We start from the raw sequence: 15,877 nt of genomic DNA on the forward strand, positions 1-15,877 counted from the left end.
TATATTTTTATTTAAAGACCAGAATGCACCTTTTGAATTTTCATCATTTTCAATTCTTTGTAGAATTGTATATAAGATACGACAGAACCTACGAGCAAAGACAAAATATTAGCTATAACGATAGACAACACATCCCCCATTATCTTACTCAGAAAAATAGCCAGCGGAATATTTATCACGGCGGCCCATATAGCAAGGCCCATTTGTAAATTCAGTTTCCCTATTGCATTAAGTGGCAAAACAAAAATATTGTTCCATACTGTTTGCAATGTATACAGGCCGATAAAAAACACAAATATCATCGAAGACGAATATACTTTTCCAAGCCATAATGTCAATAGAAAATTTGAACAGATTGTCATTAACAAGACGCCAATTACTGCAAAAAAGAACAAACGCAACATTCTTTTTATATTATTCTCGATCCAGCTGATATCATTTTTTTTATACGCATCTGTATACATTGTCCATAACGGTGCGGCTATAATACTGAAGAAGAGAGCTATTACTGAAAAATATTTGTAGACAAAATTATAAGAAGCCACCTCGGAAGGTGCATATAACTGCGTGATCAAAAAATTATCTGTTGAAAAAATTATTAATACCGCTACCTGTATCACAAAGAATTTAAGCCCGACAGACATTACCTCTCTTAAATAAGATCTTTTGAAAAATTTGATATTGGGAGATATTTCTTTGAATCTGCTGGTGTAATAGTATATTGATGCAACAACATTTACCAGTAATGGTGTAACGGAAAGAATAATGCCTATCAATAAAAATGCATTATTCAAATGCATGTATTTAATAACAAGTGTAGTAACAAGGATGATTATCTGATTAAAGAGGGAGAGAATATTTCCTTTTCCGGTTAAATGATTGGCTGCAAAAACTGTTTGGATGAGATTAGCTACAAAATTCAACAAAGAACCAATGAAGCAACAATATACCAATATCAGTAATTCATTATCTGGTACCGACGTGGTATTGAGCACTTTTGCCCATGGAATAAACAAAGCAATTACTGTAAACAGTACCACAAAAAAAAGAAAAATAGCAGATAGTGTTACATAAGTTGTACTTACAATAACTTTCCCTTTTTTTAGATCCCTTTCTGCCAGGGCTTCTGTCAGTTTATTTCTTAAGCCATTACCCAAGCCGAGGTCAAAGTAAGCCATCCAGCTGGTTATAGAAAACAATGTAAGCCAGATACCATACTCTGTTTTACTTAAAATACTTAGTGTGATGGGTATCTGTAAAAAACTCAGAAAAATACTGACCCCTTTAGATGCAAAACCTATCCCTACATTTTTAAATACACTTTTATCTCTTTGGTGAGTATTGGTAAAAAAACTGTTTGAAATTTTTGTCTGAACGTTCTTTAATATATTGCTAAATCCAGTCATTAAAATTGGTTAATGTCTTAACAGATTTAGTTAAGTGTAAGAAAATTTTATTTTTTTAAAAGCCCTGAAAGGTATTCTCCATAACCGCTCTTTTTTAATTCTCCTGCTAATTTTGCAAGAGCGTCTCTATCAATAAAATTCATTTTGTAAGCGATCTCTTCGGGGCAACCTATTTTTAGCCCCTGTCTTTTTTCAATTACCCTCACATATTCTGTTGCGTCGCTTAAAGAATCGAATGTACCTGTATCTAACCACGCAAATCCCCGATCTAAAACAGCAACTTTCAAATTCTTATTTTTCAGGTAGATCTCATTTACAGTAGTAATTTCATATTCTCCTCTTGCACTTGGTGCTATATTCTTTGCAATTTCAACTACAGCATTATCATAAAAATACAAGCCGGGAACTGCATAATTACTTTTTGGATTCACTGGTTTTTCTTCTATGCTTAGTGCGTTAAAATTATCATCAAACTCAACTACACCATACCTTTCAGGATCACTTACAGGGTAGGCAAAGATCACCGCCCCTTCTGTTTTAGCACTTTGCTGTAATAATTTACTAAAGCCGCTACCATAAAAAATATTATCTCCTAATACCAGTGCAACACTATCATTGCCTATAAATTTTTCTCCTATCACAAATGCCTGTGCCAAACCATTCGGCACCTCCTGTTTGGCGTATTCAATTTTACATCCCCATTGACTACCATCTTTCAATAACCTTTTAAACTGATCCTGATCTTCAGGAGTAGTGATGATCAATATTTCTTTTATCCCTGCCAGCATTAATGTACTCAGCGGATAATAGATCATCGGTTTATCATAAATAGGCATCAATTGTTTACTGATCCCCATTGTGATCGGATATAGTCTTGTGCCCGAGCCGCCTGCCAGAATTATTCCTTTCATGATTATCTTTTTTCGTATTGTTGTTGGTAATAGTTCTGGTAATTTCCGCTCGTTACATCATTCAGCCACTCGGCGTTTGAAAGATACCAATCTATGGTTTTAGATATCCCTTCCTCAAATTGCAATGATGGTAACCAGCCTAATTCATTTTTCAACTTAGTAGCATCAATAGCATATCGCAGATCGTGTCCTGCTCTATCTTTTACATAGGTGATCAATTTTTCAGACGCTCCTTTTTCTCTTCCCAATTTTTCATCCATCTGTCTGCACAATTCTTTTACCAGGTCAATATTCGTCCATTCATTATGCCCCCCAATATTATAGGTTTCGCCAACTTTACCTTTATGAAAAATCACATCGATAGCTCTTACATGGTCTTCTACAAAAAGCCAATCTCTTACATTTTCTCCTTTACCGTAAATAGGTAGAGGCTTATTATTAATAATATTGTGAATGCAAAGAGGAATTAATTTTTCAGGAAAATGATACGGTCCGTAATTATTAGAGCAATTAGAAATTTTTATCGGTAAATGATAGGTGTGGTAAAATGCTCTTACCATATGGTCAGAAGATGCTTTGGAGGCAGAGTAAGGGCTACGTGGATCGTAGGCTGTTTCTTCGGTAAAAAAGCCTTCAGCACCTAATGACCCATAAACTTCATCTGTAGAAATATGATAAAATATCTTATCATCATATGCCCCTGCCCAACTTTCTTTTGCGGCAATAAGCAATGTTGATGTTCCTATTACATTGGTAGTAACAAATGCTAACGGATCTGTGATAGATCTATCCACATGGCTCTCTGCAGCGCAGTGCAGTACACCGAAAAATTTATGTTCTGCAAAGAGGTTTCTCAACAGATTTAAATCGGTAATATCTCCCTTTACAAACTTATAATTAGGTCGATCCTCTATATCTTTTAAATTTTCGAGATTGCCGGCATAAGTAAGTTTATCGAGATTAACGATCTTATATTCAGGATATTTAGTTACAAACAAGCGAACCAGATGTGACCCTATAAAACCGGCTCCCCCGGTCACTAATACAGACTTTGACATTTTTTAAATTTATGGACGAAAATAAGCATTATTCTCTTAATCAGCATTTGGTAATGAAAACAAAGTACGTTGTTTGTGGGCATTGAGGACATATTGACCCTTTGGCAAATCTAAATATATTGTATTGACAACCCAATTATTATACTAAATCGCATAAGGGCCTCCGCAACAACTTTATTCAAAAACTTATCAGCATCTTTTTTGTGTCCGATCTATTTATATATACAAAAAATTATATGTATTGAAGCGTAAGGAGAAATAGAATTTATTAAAAGACTAAAATATTCTTATTTTCTAGCTCCATTGAAAATACAGATATTTGCGTTTTTAATGATGTTTTTAACGCAATTTTGCCGGATTATATGCTTGTATTAAAACAAAAACTCTTTTTTAAAGTATTAAAAGTATCGAATGACCTAACAAAAAATGAATTTAAAGTAATCAATAGTACATCAATTAGCAATATATAATGCAACAGCCAATAAAAAATAAGTGAGGCTATATGGATATCCTGAAAATCAATTATCTCAACCCCATTTTATTTATACTAACAACAGATAGTACATTTACATCAAATCAGAAAATGCTCAAAGGAAAGGGAGGTTTGCGAAAATGCATTCATTTTTTATTTAATCCTTACTTTTGAACAATCATCATCATTTCAATCATCAAGTTAAGTGGAATTAAAAGAAGTTAAAATAGGTTATGTCCCATATAAACAAGATTATAACGCTCCGGGAGACAGACGTAGGTTTGTGTTTTATGCTAATGAAAGAAAAATCAATTTTGAAACTGCCGATTTTGACAAATATTATGATATAGTATATCTTAACCTGGGATGCAATATTTCCAAATGGTTGAACTACAAGAAAAAGAACCCCAATACAAAAATAATTTTTGAAGCCGTAGATGCCTTTTTTCTGGGAGGATTTACCTTTTTGAATTGTATCAGAGGCACCGTTAAGTTTTTGAACAGAAGGGAAAGTCGTTGGTATTTAAATTACCAATCTGCAATTAATAAAATGTTCAAGTATGCCGATGCCGTAGTTTGCTCTACTTCTTTACAAAAAGATTTTATTTTAAAGTACAACAGTAATGTGCACATCTCTCTTGATTATTTTTTGGATGACATCAATTCTTTTAAAACCAATTATGAACAGACCGGTAAATTAAAACTGGTATGGGAAGGCCAGGCTTACACATTAGAGAACATTCTTTTATTGAATGACGTTTTTAAAAAACTTGCCGATAAGATAGAATTGCATATAATAACGGACCTGTATATTAAATATCCATTTAAAATTTTTAACAAATCTTCTAAAAAGATCATTGAAAAGATCCCTTGTAAAACTTTTTTTTACGAATGGCAAAAAGATACATTTTCTAAAATAATTATTGACAAGGATCTGGCTATAATACCGTTGAACGAACGGGATAATTTTACCTGGAATAAACCGGAAAACAAATTATTGTTGTTCTGGCAGATAGGCATTCCTGTATTGACTTCCAACAGCCCTGCTTACAAAAGAGTGATGCAGGAAGCCGGACTGGACTCATGTTTTACTGACACAGTATCTTGTTTAAAAAAGATAGAAGAGTTTTTACAAAAATCTGCTGCAGAAAAGAAAGAAGAGATCACTAAAGGCTTAGCTTACATTAATAAATTTCATTCCAAAGAAGTCATTTTGAAAAAATGGGATGAATTATTCGCTTCAATATAAAGTACAGAAAGCTATTTATATTTTTTTAGGTTTTAGCAATATACAAATGCTAAAACTAAGTGATTTGGGTAACCACTTGAACGGAACTCCTTTTTCATATACGATGTCGAAATATTCCGACAACTGCCCTCGCAGCTCTTTATAACTAAATCCTTTATGATCTGTAAGGCTTCTGGTAACCTTGTGTGGCATTCCGAAAGTTGTCAGCATCAATTCCTTAAAATTATACTCCTCGCTTTTACCCTGGGTCAACTTTTTGAACATATATTTTAAGAAGAAAAAGAACCCTTGTTCATTTGGCACAGTGATAAAAGAATATTGCTTTGTAGCCATTGCCATTCTTTTTATATACTCAAGCAGGTCTGGATTTCTAAGATGTTCCAGTGTCTCCTGACAAACAGTGATATCAAATTTTTCTCCTGCCGGATTAAATTCAGCTGCCATGTTACACTCATGAAAAGTGTATTCTGGTTTTTCTTTCCATGTTTCTCGTGCTATATCAAGCCCATATTCCCAATTTGCATCATAGCCGCTATATTTCGATGGGTTATTCAAAAAATAAATGGCTTTTGCATCATAACAGCCCAATTCCAGAACAGATATATTATTCAGTCCCAGATTTTTTACTTCTTCCTGCAGCCAAATATACCTTGCCATATGCATCCTGCCTCTGAAAGTATCAGTATTAAAAAGCCGCTCATTATAAGGTCTTGTAAGACTCTCGATCATTATTATATCTTTATTTTATTGTAACAGTCTTTCTGGATCATTGTATTCTTGTACTTTATTTCGAAAATATCCTGCGTGACTTAATTAACAGTATATATGCTTTTGCAAGATCTTTAATCTCTTTAAATCTGGCACTACCAATTAAAAATAATAGCCTCGAAAAAGGCTCTATAATAAAAGTAGTAAAAGAAACAAAAGCACACCCAGACACAGAAAAATTCTTTTTTGCATATAAAAGCCTGCTACGTAAAGTTAGGAACAACCTGTATGCTTTTACTTTATTGGTAGTTCCACCACCTGTATGGTGCGCTTTTATGGCCGCATTAAAAAAAGACCTTCCTCCCATTTTGTGCAAACGAAGTGAAAAATCAAGTTCTTCATAATACACAAAAAAACGTTCGTCAAAATAACCAAGTCTTTCAAAAACTTTACGACGCATAAACATAAAGGCGCCTGTGAGTTGATCAACAAACCTGCTTTCTTTATGATCCCAATCTGTCATTAAAATTGCAGGGGTAAAAAGCCTGGGTGCTATTTTAGATAACCCCAAAGCATCATAAAAAAATGTTTTAGGTGTAGGAAATCTTGCACAGCTGGGACTTATTTTTCCATCGTCATCCAGCAATTGACAACCCACAATATCCGTTTCCTTATGCCCTTCCATATACGCCAAACAATCTGATAAAGTATTGCGCTGAAGCTGCGTATCCGGATTTAAGAACAATACATATTCTGCGTTGCCTGCTAAAAAACCCTGGTTACAGGCTTTAGCAAATCCAACATTTTCAGCATTTTTGATTATCTCAATTTGAGGACGCTGTAAAACCAGTTGTAAAGACTCGTCCGCAGAATTATTATCAACGATGATTACTTTTCCCAGTATTGATTCATTTTCAGGTATAAAAACAGAAGTGATGCAATCTTTTATATAATCGCCGCTATTCCAGTTTACAATTATTATGTCTACCATTTAAAAAATTAATATTTATTATCTTCCAAATGATTTAGTAAGAAAAAAATTATCTGCTTCATATTATTCAGTATCACTGCAAAATGAATCGCAATTTATGACCATTATTTTAAAGTTTTGGTTTTGTGTGCCCTAATGCTCAATATTTTTTACTCCTTGCTTTATCAACGATTGATAAAATATCTTTTATCTTTATAGCTTACTAAGTAACGATTTGAAGCATTAACGACACCAAAAGGTGGATGTAACGCACACATAGATTAGAAATTCAAGTATGGCAGCTACTAAATGTATTGTTTGTAACCAAGACGCCTCAAAAGTCTTGGAAAATTATAAAGGGTATCAGGAAGGCGAAGATTTTGATATATATTACTGTTCTTCCTGTAATACATCTTTTTCCTCTCCACATTCGGTAAATGATAAAATTTACGATTATATCTATTCGCAAAGCGATGTTGTACCGGGTTATAACAGATACGCATTGTATGCAAAAGAGATCCTGAATACAAAAAATGCCCTGGACTATCTGGCCAATAAAGAGGCTATGTATTTTTCTATCCGGGAAACTTTGGCCGCAGACAAGGATAAAACAAAGAAGATACTGGAAGTAGGTTCCGGATTAGGGTATCTTACCTATGCCATTAAACAACAGGGATATGACATTACCGGGTTAGATATTTCTGCTGATGCTGTAAAAAAAGCAACAGACAGATTTGGTAATCATTTCATCTGTCAGGATGTTTATAAATATGCATTGGATAATGCAGGGAAATTTGATATTGTTATTCTTACAGAAGTAATAGAACATTTGCCCGAACCTAATAGTTTTTGTGATGTGCTGGTTAGTTTATTGAAGCCTGGAGGCAAACTAATTATTACCACTCCCAATAAATCAGCCACTCCTCCGGGGGAAGATTACTGGGACACAGAATCACCACCGGTGCACCTCACCTGGTTCTCAGAAGATTCTTTCAGGGTAATTGCTGCACAGCGAGGGCTTAACTTTTCTTTCTTTGACTTTACAAACTTTAATAAAAATCATATTGATGTAACCAGGTTTAAATATTACAAAAGTTTTTATAAAAAGGGAATGAGGAACCGTGGACATACGCTTGATAAAGACGGAAAAGTAATTGCCCCTTTGAATCTGACCGTAATGAGTTCGGCAGGAAGAATAAAAGCATCTGTAAAAAAATTAGCAAAATTAATCCTCGAACCTCTATTCATATTATTTTTAACCGATAAGAAAAACCCCGAAAGAAATAGTATTCTTAGTGTTATTTTACAGAAGCCAGATATAAAATAAGTACTAGTAATAGCTTTTCATTTAACCGAGAAATGCAAAAAATCCTTTCAGCTATTTTATAAAAGTAATCGTAGCTTTAATTTGTGCTACGAAATATTGATATAAAAATATGCAAGCGAACAATGTTGAAAGCATGTTGCTTTTTTGTCTTAACTATCTTTTTTGGTCTCTCTGCATTTTCAAAAACGCTGAATGTTACAAAGTTTGGAGCCCGTGGGAATGGCAAAACAGATGACACCAAGGCCATCCAGGCAGCTATTAATGCGGCTGTCAATTACCCTAATGCTACTGTGTATTTCCCTGCCGGTATTTATTTGATCGATTCTTATACAAAAACATCCGTTTATCTTATTAATTATTGTCTGAAACTTCACTCTAACATTAGTTTTAGAGGAGATGGAAGTAAGTCTGTTATAAAATTAGCCAGCCATATTTTTGATAGCAGAGATACTATGGCCAATGCACATATTTTTTATGGTACAAATATTAAACATGTCCAATTTACCGGGTTACTGGTGGATATGAACGGAGCAAATAACCTGGTGCCTTCTGGAATTATAAAAAACAACATGACCTTGTTTGTTGAGAACGGCAGTGATATCAGTATCAGCAATATCACTATAAAAAATTGCTCCGGGTCAAATATGATTGCAATAAGAGGTACGGGGCATGGCTTACTAATAAAAAATTGTTCTTTTTATAATGGCGGTAATTATGTTGGAGGCGCCACTCCGAATAGGTATCAGACTGACTTTTCATTTTTGTATTGCACATGGGACAGCACAAAAATTGTCAATAACCGCCTTGAACAACAAAACCCGGACATAGCACTAAGTAATTATACAGGAGGAATAGAATTGCATGGCTCATATTCTTATGCAGGCCAAAATACTATTATCGGTTGTAATCCGGGGTTGTATATAAGCAGTACGGCACATGTGTTAAAAGGAGTGGTGGTTGCGAATAATAAGATACGTCAATGTTTAAGAGGTATTGCATTCTGGATACAACATCCTATTACTGATATTACTATATCCAACAACTATATCAGCATTACGTATCCTCGCTTACTGAAGCAAAAACTAAGTGGCATTGAGATCCCAAATGGTAATGCAATGGAATATAGCGACAGACAGGCCAACAATGCCATGTTAAATAATATCACCATCGTTAATAACACCATCACATCATTATTGACCGAAGATAAAATTGACAAAACCTCAGGAATGATCTTACATTCTCTACAGAATTCCACTATTAAAAGCAATACAATTTCAGGGATGAATTACGGGGGAATAGTAATGGAAGGAAGCAAATGGGGTATGAGATCTGTTATGATCAGAAATAACAAATTCAACTATTTTAAAAGGAATAACGATATACAGGCTGTGGGAGGATATGTGATCATTACAGATAGTTACAGCAGTAAGGTAACTGGAGCTCCGGGGTTAAAAAATATTATTTTTACTCAAAATATTTTCAATAAAAAAATAACCACTATTTCAAGCAATCAACAAAATAAAAAACAAGGCAAGTTTTTTGGAGCATTTATCGCACTCCCCTCTAAAATGATGAATGAGATTCATTTTGATAAGAATGAATTTTCGGACAAGAAGGAAACTATTGTATCTGTAAAAACAGATTAAGACTGGATAACTTTATCTTTTCTAACCTTAAAATAAACATCCAGGAACAAAAACAGTTCAATAAAAAACATGATCTGTAACCAGAAAGAAAAAAGACTCATATACTGGTCCTGAAAAAAACTCATCAACAACGGAAACAGCAGAAAGGAATAGTATAATGTGTTTCTCAGATTTTTTGTTCTTGCAGACCTGTGATAGATCCAGGTATGTAACGCCCCAAACAACCCTATCATAAGCCAGGCATACATCTTTCCAAAATCACGGATGTAGGGACTATAAAATGTGAATACATTGGTTGGATACGGAACGAAAACAAAATCTGATACAAGGCTACTCACCTTTTTGTCCGACACCAAGTTCAGTTGTTGGCCTGTTTTAATAAAAAAGCGTAATGTATATTCTCCCGGATAACGGGCCTTAACATTTCGGCCAATTTCATTATCCAGTGCGGTGATCGATGAAACAAGATATACTCCCGTTGTTTCTGACGAAGCCTGTAAGTTATCTTTTAAGGAATCTTTTAGATCTCCTCCCTTACCATATAACATCCCAAATAAAATAAACACCAGCAAAAAGCCGATAAGCAAAAGCCCATATTTTTTAAGCGAAAAGTTTTTTTTGTGAAAATAACTGATGCCCAAATAAATTGAAAGAATAATGAAAAAATAAGTTCTCCCTGTAGCTAAAAGTGCATACACAACTGTAACAAGAAAACTGGTAATAAATAATACTCTGTTCAATTTTCCTTTTTCTTTCACAAAAGAATAATAACTGATCGCAAAAACAACAAACGAAAGTGAGATCAGGTATTTTGTAGGACCGATATCTTCATCGCCATAAGACAACTCGTTTCTTAATCCCTGAAAGAAATCATCAATTTGAGAAGCCAGAAAAACCCGTATGGATGCCTGTATATATAAAGGAAGTCCTATTACCACTATGCCAAGAAAAATAATCCTTAATGTCAGGCTTAATGTCAAATCTGATTGATCCGAAGGCAATACTTCTGTATTCTTTAGTTGATTGTATCCCGTTACCAATAAAGATCCAAGACTAAACGTAACCACTCCAACAAAGAGTATCATATAGGTTTCAACACCTACAGGATACAACTGATCCAGAATAGTATGCCTTAATATAAAGTGCAATAAAATGATTGAAAACCAAACAAACGAAAACAATACCGCCGGTTGAAAGACCTTTCTGGAAGTGATCGTGTAATTAAATAAAAAAACAAACAAGTGCAGAAGAATAAAAACAATATCCGTTAATATAATAGTTTGTTGATCCATGTAGAAATTTATAATTGTTATTCTCGGTACTACTTTGTTATAGCTTTTTTAAAAGCACAATAAACTCTGAATAAGAAACCAATACCAGGTATACTATTGCCGACAACAAATAGCCCAATGGATATAACATTTCGTTTGTGCTATTGCCCCAGATAATATACAATAAAAACTGTACCGCAAATGCCACCACAACCATTTTCAACATTAAAAAACTCTTCAACTTAAGCTCAAAATGCTTTTGAATAACCATTGCCATTTGCCATATAAATGTACCTGCAATAACAATAAAACCCATCATTTTATAAGATAAAGTATTCGGAGTTTTTAATATCAGTAATAAAAGATCTGCTCCAAAAAGCCAGTAAAGTACTGTAGCAAAAACAAATCCGGCCAGTTCATACAACAATATCTTTTTAAGAATATTTTTAATAGCCCTGATCTCTCCTTTCTCATATGCCACAGTCAGAATCGGATATAAAGAGGTAACAACAGGATAGATCAAAATAGTGATCCCTCTTGACAACAGATCAAATATAGCCTGATAATTTCCTTGCACTGTTGCACCTATGTTTTTAGCCATAAAGATCTTATCAATGTAACCCAGCAAAAATGAAAAGGCAAACCAAAATGAAAGAGGTGCTCCGTACTTCAAAAATTTGTTTGTAAGTGGCTTTATATTGCTGCTTGTATACACTACATCTTTTAATCCGGGTATTTGTTTAGAGATCTGCAGATACAAATACCCTGCAGATACGATGTATGAAATTATTGTACCTATGAATAAAGCGTAGAGGTAATTCATTTTTGTTGTTAACAACAATAGCAATGACAACAACAGGTAAGTTCCTACCCGAATACTCTCCAGAAAAATTATTTTCCGTGATAAAAATGCCGATTGAGAAACCGCTGCAATTGTAAATTGAATTGCCGTGCTTAAGATGGATACCGCTATCAATGCCCCTAATAAAAAATCACCACTTTTAACCCCAATTAATAAAGATATCGGTATACAAAAAAATAACTGCGTAATAAATGCGATGGTAATGACCTGCTGAATAAATAATACTTTATTTTCGCTGCCTGCGTAAAAACGCAGAATGCTGTTGGTGATCCACACACCTAAAATAGCCACACAGATCAACGAAAGATTAAACCAAATAGAAAAATTCCCATATCCATCGGAGCCTAATATTCTTTTAAAAACGGGAATAGATATACCTGTAACTAATGCCGGTAAAATAAAACTAACCAGATAATTGAAATAGTCTTTTTTAAATCTTTCAAATAAATCCATTAGTTGTTAATTGGATTTTTTTGTCCGTTTGCATTATTAAATAACTGAAGCGCCCAGATAATAAAAAATGTTACTAAAACTGATATTATAGAAAACAATACTGCCGTAACCAGTTTGCTTTTTTTAATTTTTTTCATCGGATAATCTGCAGCATCGATGATTTGCATTAACGGCACTTCTTTTAAATATTGAAACCTAGCAAGCTCCAGATTTTTAAACATCTCTCCGTATGCCCCTCCATATACCTGCATATTTACCTGTTGTTGAAGTATTGGCACTTGCGCCTGAGCAAAGGCCGGATTTAAATTAGCATCCTGTGTAGCAGCTTTACTGCTGATGCTCGAATTTAAATTCCCTTTCATAGAAGCCACTCTTTGCTCCAGTATCTCTAAAGTTTGACGTGATTTTTTACTACTGAGTTCGATATAAAAACTATTTGTTTCATTTACCAGCCTGTCTGTAAAATCTTTGGCAAATTTTTCATTCGTGTTGGTAACATTTACTTCGAATATATTTAGTTTTCTATCGGGCTTTTGTGCTACAATGAAATTACTTGTAAACTCAATATAAGTGGCATACAAAACACTGTCCTGTAAATATGTAAATGTTTCCTTTGTCTGTCCCACAGGAAAATGAATAGCAGCAACCGCAGGATTTTTTGTACGGGTTCTCAAATCAGATTGATCAATAAAAAATTCAATAAGGGTTGTTGGTTTATTTTCGAATGTATCTACAGATAGCAATACTCTTTCAATCATTCGACGACTTTTCAATATCTCAAGGATATTCTCACCGGCAAATACATCTTTTCCTCCTCCTAAATTCAATCCAAATTGTGCGGCTAAACTTAACGCACCACCAAGGCCTCCTTCGCTACCTCCATCATCTAAAGCAAATGTAAGCCTACTTTGATATTTAGGTTTTTGACTTTTTGCATAAAAAAAACCTACAATTCCCGCCAATAAACCTACCAATGCAAATAGCCACCATTTCTTTTTAATAATATTCACCCAACTTTTTATTTGTTCTACCAACATAATCTGTTGAGATCCTTTATCAGATGAAGCCCCGATCTTATCTCCGGTAATTTCAGTCATACCTTTTTATTTTCTTGAAGTTATTATCACATTAGCTACTATTCCTAAAGCTGATACCAATAAAGCCCACTCACCTGTGGTCATCCTGGCTTTGTTTTTAACCGATTTTTGAGGCACAAAAATTTCAGATCTGGACGTAACTTTAGGATAGCTCTTGAAAAATAAAAATCTTTTTACAATTTTTACCTTCCCATCCGGATATATCACCATAGTTCCCACTTTCCTTGCATTCCCTGTATAGTTGCCGGCTCTTTTGATATAATATCGAAGATTCACATTCCCATCGTATGGAACTACAGTAGGAAAGTATACCTCTCCCGACACTTTTACCAGGCTGGTATTTCTGTCAATAGTGATGATATCACCATCTTCTAACGTTATATTTTCAGGACCATCAGGATGTCTCATCGCTTCAGAAAGATTAATACTAATTAAGAAAGAAGTCTTATACACATCTTTTTTTAACCGGTCATTAGTACTAAGGCTATCCTGTCTTAAATTATATACCCTTTTAAAAATAGCTTCTCTTTCTTCAGCTGATAATTCTGATTGAACATATCTGCGAATCTTTACTGAAGTTGTATCTGCAGATGCTTTAAAACCACCCACTCTCTTAAATACATCACTAATTCTATCAGCACTCTTACTCAAGCTATATTGTCCCGGGCTCAATACTTCTCCTAATATTAATACATTGCGTTGGTTAGCATAACCCGGCAAATTTTTCACACTGATAATATCATATGGCTGAAGCAAAATATCTTTATTATTTGCAAGGTTAACGATGAATATATCAGTTTGTGTATGGTTAACTTTACTTACATCTGCATTTTTTAACCTTCTTGAAATTTCAATTTTTGAAGAGTCGCCGAAATCTGTTAGGCCACCGATAGAAAGCAACAGATCCTTTACAGATAGATTTTCACGCCATCTGTAATCTCCCGGTTTTTTCACTTCTCCCTTTACGGTAATCATATATTTGTCCCTAAAATCAAAAATGGAGTGTACAGAAATTGAATCATCTTTCTGCAGGTACACAGTTTGATTATACTTTAAAACAGAGTCAATGCTTACAGATAAGGTAGTAGGGGTTTTGTCGATATTATTTCTGAAAATTGTAGCCCTTACAGTATAGGCATCTTCGGTAATTCCTCCTGCTCTTTCGATAAGATTTTTTACCGTTAACCCTTCTGTCAATTGATAAGGGCCAGGCCTGAAAACTGAACCGGATATAATAATTCTGTTTTCAAATCTGTCTAATAATTTACCTATAAAATACTTATCGCTTCCTTTTGGTTTAAATGTATCAAAATCTTTAGCATCAAGATCGAGCATGGTCTTTTCCTTTTCTGCAATCCTTTCCACACTTATTGAACCTTTGAATGCATTATCTGTAAACCCTCCGCAAAACTCAAGCAGATCATTAAAATTCTCTTTATCCAAAACTTCGAACTTGCCTTTACGTTTTACTTCTCCTTCAATTGACACCCTGGTTTTATAATAAGGTATTCTTATTACATCACCTTCCTGCAAAAGAATATTATCTTTTTGATTTCCTTTTAATAAGAAACTATATAAATCTGCGCTTCTTTTAACCTCATTTCCTCTTATCAATTCTATTTTTCTGTAAGTTCCCATTTTTGTAGGACCTCCGCATAAGTACAGGATATTATACAATGTGGTAAGAGAAGAAACAGTAAATGTTCCGGGCTTTTTTGCCTCGCCGATAACCGTTACTCTTATACTGCGTATTTTGCCCAATGAAATTTGCACTTTCGTTTGACCGGAACCGATAGCCTTATAAATACTTGAGGCCATTTTAGCTTTTATCTTCTCTCCCGCTTGATCCATACTTAATCCACTTACATAAATAGGGCCCACATTTTGAATATATATATATCCTTCTTCGTTCACCTTAAGGTTATAACTTTTTTCACTAAAGCCATACACATTTACAATAATTTCATCATCGGGACCAAGTATATATCCTGCAGGAGTTGGAATACGTAAATTGGGTTCAAACACAAGACTATTTGATGTAAATAATTCGGAACCAAAGATCTCCGCATCATTTTCGAAACTTTGTTTAGGAAGGCTTTTCTTTGCCGTATCATATGCATGTTGTATCTCTTCCTTTTTACCATCGGTAACCGATTGATTATCATCGGTATTGATTGCAGGTTTTTTTACAATATTGATCGTTTGTAATCTATTACGCAGTTTTATCATTTCTGCATTTGAAAGACCTTTTTCAACTGCCAAACGATATAACTGAGCCTCTGTCATGCCAGACTCCATTGCCTTTTCGTAGAATGATTTTATCTCATCGTCGCTATAGCTGTCAATCTTTGCATTGCTCAAGTCATTCATATCCAGCATTGTTTGAGCTTCACACTTTGTAATATTGAAAAAAACAGCGAGAATAACCAAAAAAATCAGTCGTGTAA

At 34.2% G+C, this 15,877-nt stretch carries 12 protein-coding genes; 3 read left to right on the forward strand and 9 right to left on the reverse strand.

What is annotated here, in order from left to right; all coding sequences use genetic code 11:
* Nucleotides 1-11: 11 nt before the first annotated feature.
* The 3 genes from LK994_RS03650 to rfbB are packed head-to-tail and all read right to left on the reverse strand — an operon-like array spanning nucleotide 12 to nucleotide 3,375.
* Nucleotides 12-1,406: a lipopolysaccharide biosynthesis protein gene (locus tag LK994_RS03650; protein WP_229761526.1), complete on the reverse strand. Its 1,395-nt coding sequence runs from the start codon at nucleotides 1,404-1,406 to the stop codon at nucleotides 12-14.
* Between the two features lie 47 nt (nucleotides 1,407-1,453).
* The gene (gene rfbA, locus LK994_RS03655) at nucleotides 1,454-2,317 is read right to left on the reverse strand and encodes a glucose-1-phosphate thymidylyltransferase RfbA (RefSeq protein WP_229761527.1); all 864 of its coding nucleotides are present in this window, start codon (nucleotides 2,315-2,317) and stop codon (nucleotides 1,454-1,456) included.
* Nucleotides 2,318-2,319: 2 nt separating this feature from the next.
* A complete protein-coding gene (gene rfbB / locus LK994_RS03660) occupies nucleotides 2,320-3,375 on the reverse strand; it encodes a dTDP-glucose 4,6-dehydratase (protein WP_229761528.1) in 1,056 nt (351 codons plus the stop codon).
* 677 nt (nucleotides 3,376-4,052) lie between these two features.
* Between rfbB and LK994_RS03665 the strand changes: the two genes are divergently transcribed.
* The gene (locus tag LK994_RS03665; protein WP_229761529.1) at nucleotides 4,053-5,096 is read left to right on the forward strand and encodes a glycosyltransferase family protein; all 1,044 of its coding nucleotides are present in this window, start codon (nucleotides 4,053-4,055) and stop codon (nucleotides 5,094-5,096) included.
* Nucleotides 5,097-5,111: 15 nt separating this feature from the next.
* On the opposite strand, the gene LK994_RS03670 is transcribed toward LK994_RS03665, so the two are convergent.
* Entirely contained in the window at nucleotides 5,112-5,825 is a 714-nt protein-coding gene (locus LK994_RS03670) for a class I SAM-dependent methyltransferase (protein WP_229761530.1), read from the reverse strand.
* Nucleotides 5,826-5,880: 55 nt separating this feature from the next.
* Nucleotides 5,881-6,795 carry a glycosyltransferase family 2 protein gene (locus tag LK994_RS03675; protein WP_229761531.1) on the reverse strand — a complete coding sequence of 305 codons (915 nt, stop codon included), beginning with the start codon at nucleotides 6,793-6,795 and terminating at the stop codon, nucleotides 5,881-5,883.
* Nucleotides 6,796-7,069: 274 nt separating this feature from the next.
* On the opposite strand from LK994_RS03675, the gene LK994_RS03680 reads away from it, so the two are divergent.
* On the forward strand, nucleotides 7,070-8,101 hold the full coding sequence (locus tag LK994_RS03680) for a class I SAM-dependent methyltransferase (protein ID WP_229761532.1): 1,032 nt from the start codon (nucleotides 7,070-7,072) through the stop codon (nucleotides 8,099-8,101).
* A 122-nt stretch (nucleotides 8,102-8,223) separates the two neighbouring features.
* Complete coding sequence (locus LK994_RS03685) at nucleotides 8,224-9,747, forward strand: glycoside hydrolase family 55 protein (RefSeq protein WP_229761533.1); 1,524 nt, start codon at nucleotides 8,224-8,226, stop codon at nucleotides 9,745-9,747.
* On the opposite strand, the gene LK994_RS03690 is transcribed toward LK994_RS03685, so the two are convergent.
* The 4 genes from LK994_RS03690 to LK994_RS03705 are packed head-to-tail and all read right to left on the reverse strand — an operon-like array spanning nucleotide 9,744 to nucleotide 15,800.
* On the reverse strand, nucleotides 9,744-11,039 hold the full coding sequence (locus tag LK994_RS03690) for an O-antigen polymerase (RefSeq protein ID WP_229761534.1): 1,296 nt from the start codon (nucleotides 11,037-11,039) through the stop codon (nucleotides 9,744-9,746). The genes LK994_RS03685 and LK994_RS03690 overlap by 4 nt on opposite strands.
* A gap of 37 nt (nucleotides 11,040-11,076) precedes the next feature.
* The gene (locus LK994_RS03695) at nucleotides 11,077-12,333 is read right to left on the reverse strand and encodes a lipopolysaccharide biosynthesis protein (RefSeq protein WP_229761535.1); all 1,257 of its coding nucleotides are present in this window, start codon (nucleotides 12,331-12,333) and stop codon (nucleotides 11,077-11,079) included.
* Nucleotides 12,333-13,430, reverse strand: coding sequence for a Wzz/FepE/Etk N-terminal domain-containing protein (locus tag LK994_RS03700; RefSeq protein WP_229761536.1), 1,098 nt, complete (start codon nucleotides 13,428-13,430; stop codon nucleotides 12,333-12,335). The genes LK994_RS03695 and LK994_RS03700 overlap by 1 nt, the downstream gene beginning before the upstream one ends.
* Before the next feature lie 6 nt (nucleotides 13,431-13,436).
* Nucleotides 13,437-15,800 carry an SLBB domain-containing protein gene (locus LK994_RS03705; protein ID WP_229761537.1) on the reverse strand — a complete coding sequence of 788 codons (2,364 nt, stop codon included), beginning with the start codon at nucleotides 15,798-15,800 and terminating at the stop codon, nucleotides 13,437-13,439.
* Nucleotides 15,801-15,877 lie beyond the last annotated feature (77 nt).

This window comes from Ferruginibacter lapsinanis (assembly GCF_020783315.1).
Classification (GTDB): domain Bacteria; phylum Bacteroidota; class Bacteroidia; order Chitinophagales; family Chitinophagaceae; genus Ferruginibacter; species Ferruginibacter lapsinanis.

Coding starts and splice junctions, on each gene's coding strand:
- LK994_RS03650 (WP_229761526.1), bottom strand. CDS start 1,406: ATGACTGGATTTAGCAATATATTAAAGAACGTTCAGACAAAAATTTCA.
- rfbA (WP_229761527.1), bottom strand. CDS start 2,317: ATGAAAGGAATAATTCTGGCAGGCGGCTCGGGCACAAGACTATATCCG.
- rfbB (WP_229761528.1), bottom strand. CDS start 3,375: ATGTCAAAGTCTGTATTAGTGACCGGGGGAGCCGGTTTTATAGGGTCA.
- LK994_RS03670 (WP_229761530.1), bottom strand. CDS start 5,825: ATGATCGAGAGTCTTACAAGACCTTATAATGAGCGGCTTTTTAATACT.
- LK994_RS03675 (WP_229761531.1), bottom strand. CDS start 6,795: ATGGTAGACATAATAATTGTAAACTGGAATAGCGGCGATTATATAAAA.
- LK994_RS03680 (WP_229761532.1), top strand. CDS start 7,070: ATGGCAGCTACTAAATGTATTGTTTGTAACCAAGACGCCTCAAAAGTC.
- LK994_RS03685 (WP_229761533.1), top strand. CDS start 8,224: ATGTTGAAAGCATGTTGCTTTTTTGTCTTAACTATCTTTTTTGGTCTC.
- LK994_RS03690 (WP_229761534.1), bottom strand. CDS start 11,039: ATGGATCAACAAACTATTATATTAACGGATATTGTTTTTATTCTTCTG.
- LK994_RS03695 (WP_229761535.1), bottom strand. CDS start 12,333: ATGGATTTATTTGAAAGATTTAAAAAAGACTATTTCAATTATCTGGTT.
- LK994_RS03700 (WP_229761536.1), bottom strand. CDS start 13,430: ATGACTGAAATTACCGGAGATAAGATCGGGGCTTCATCTGATAAAGGA.
- LK994_RS03705 (WP_229761537.1), bottom strand. CDS start 15,800: ATGAATGACTTGAGCAATGCAAAGATTGACAGCTATAGCGACGATGAG.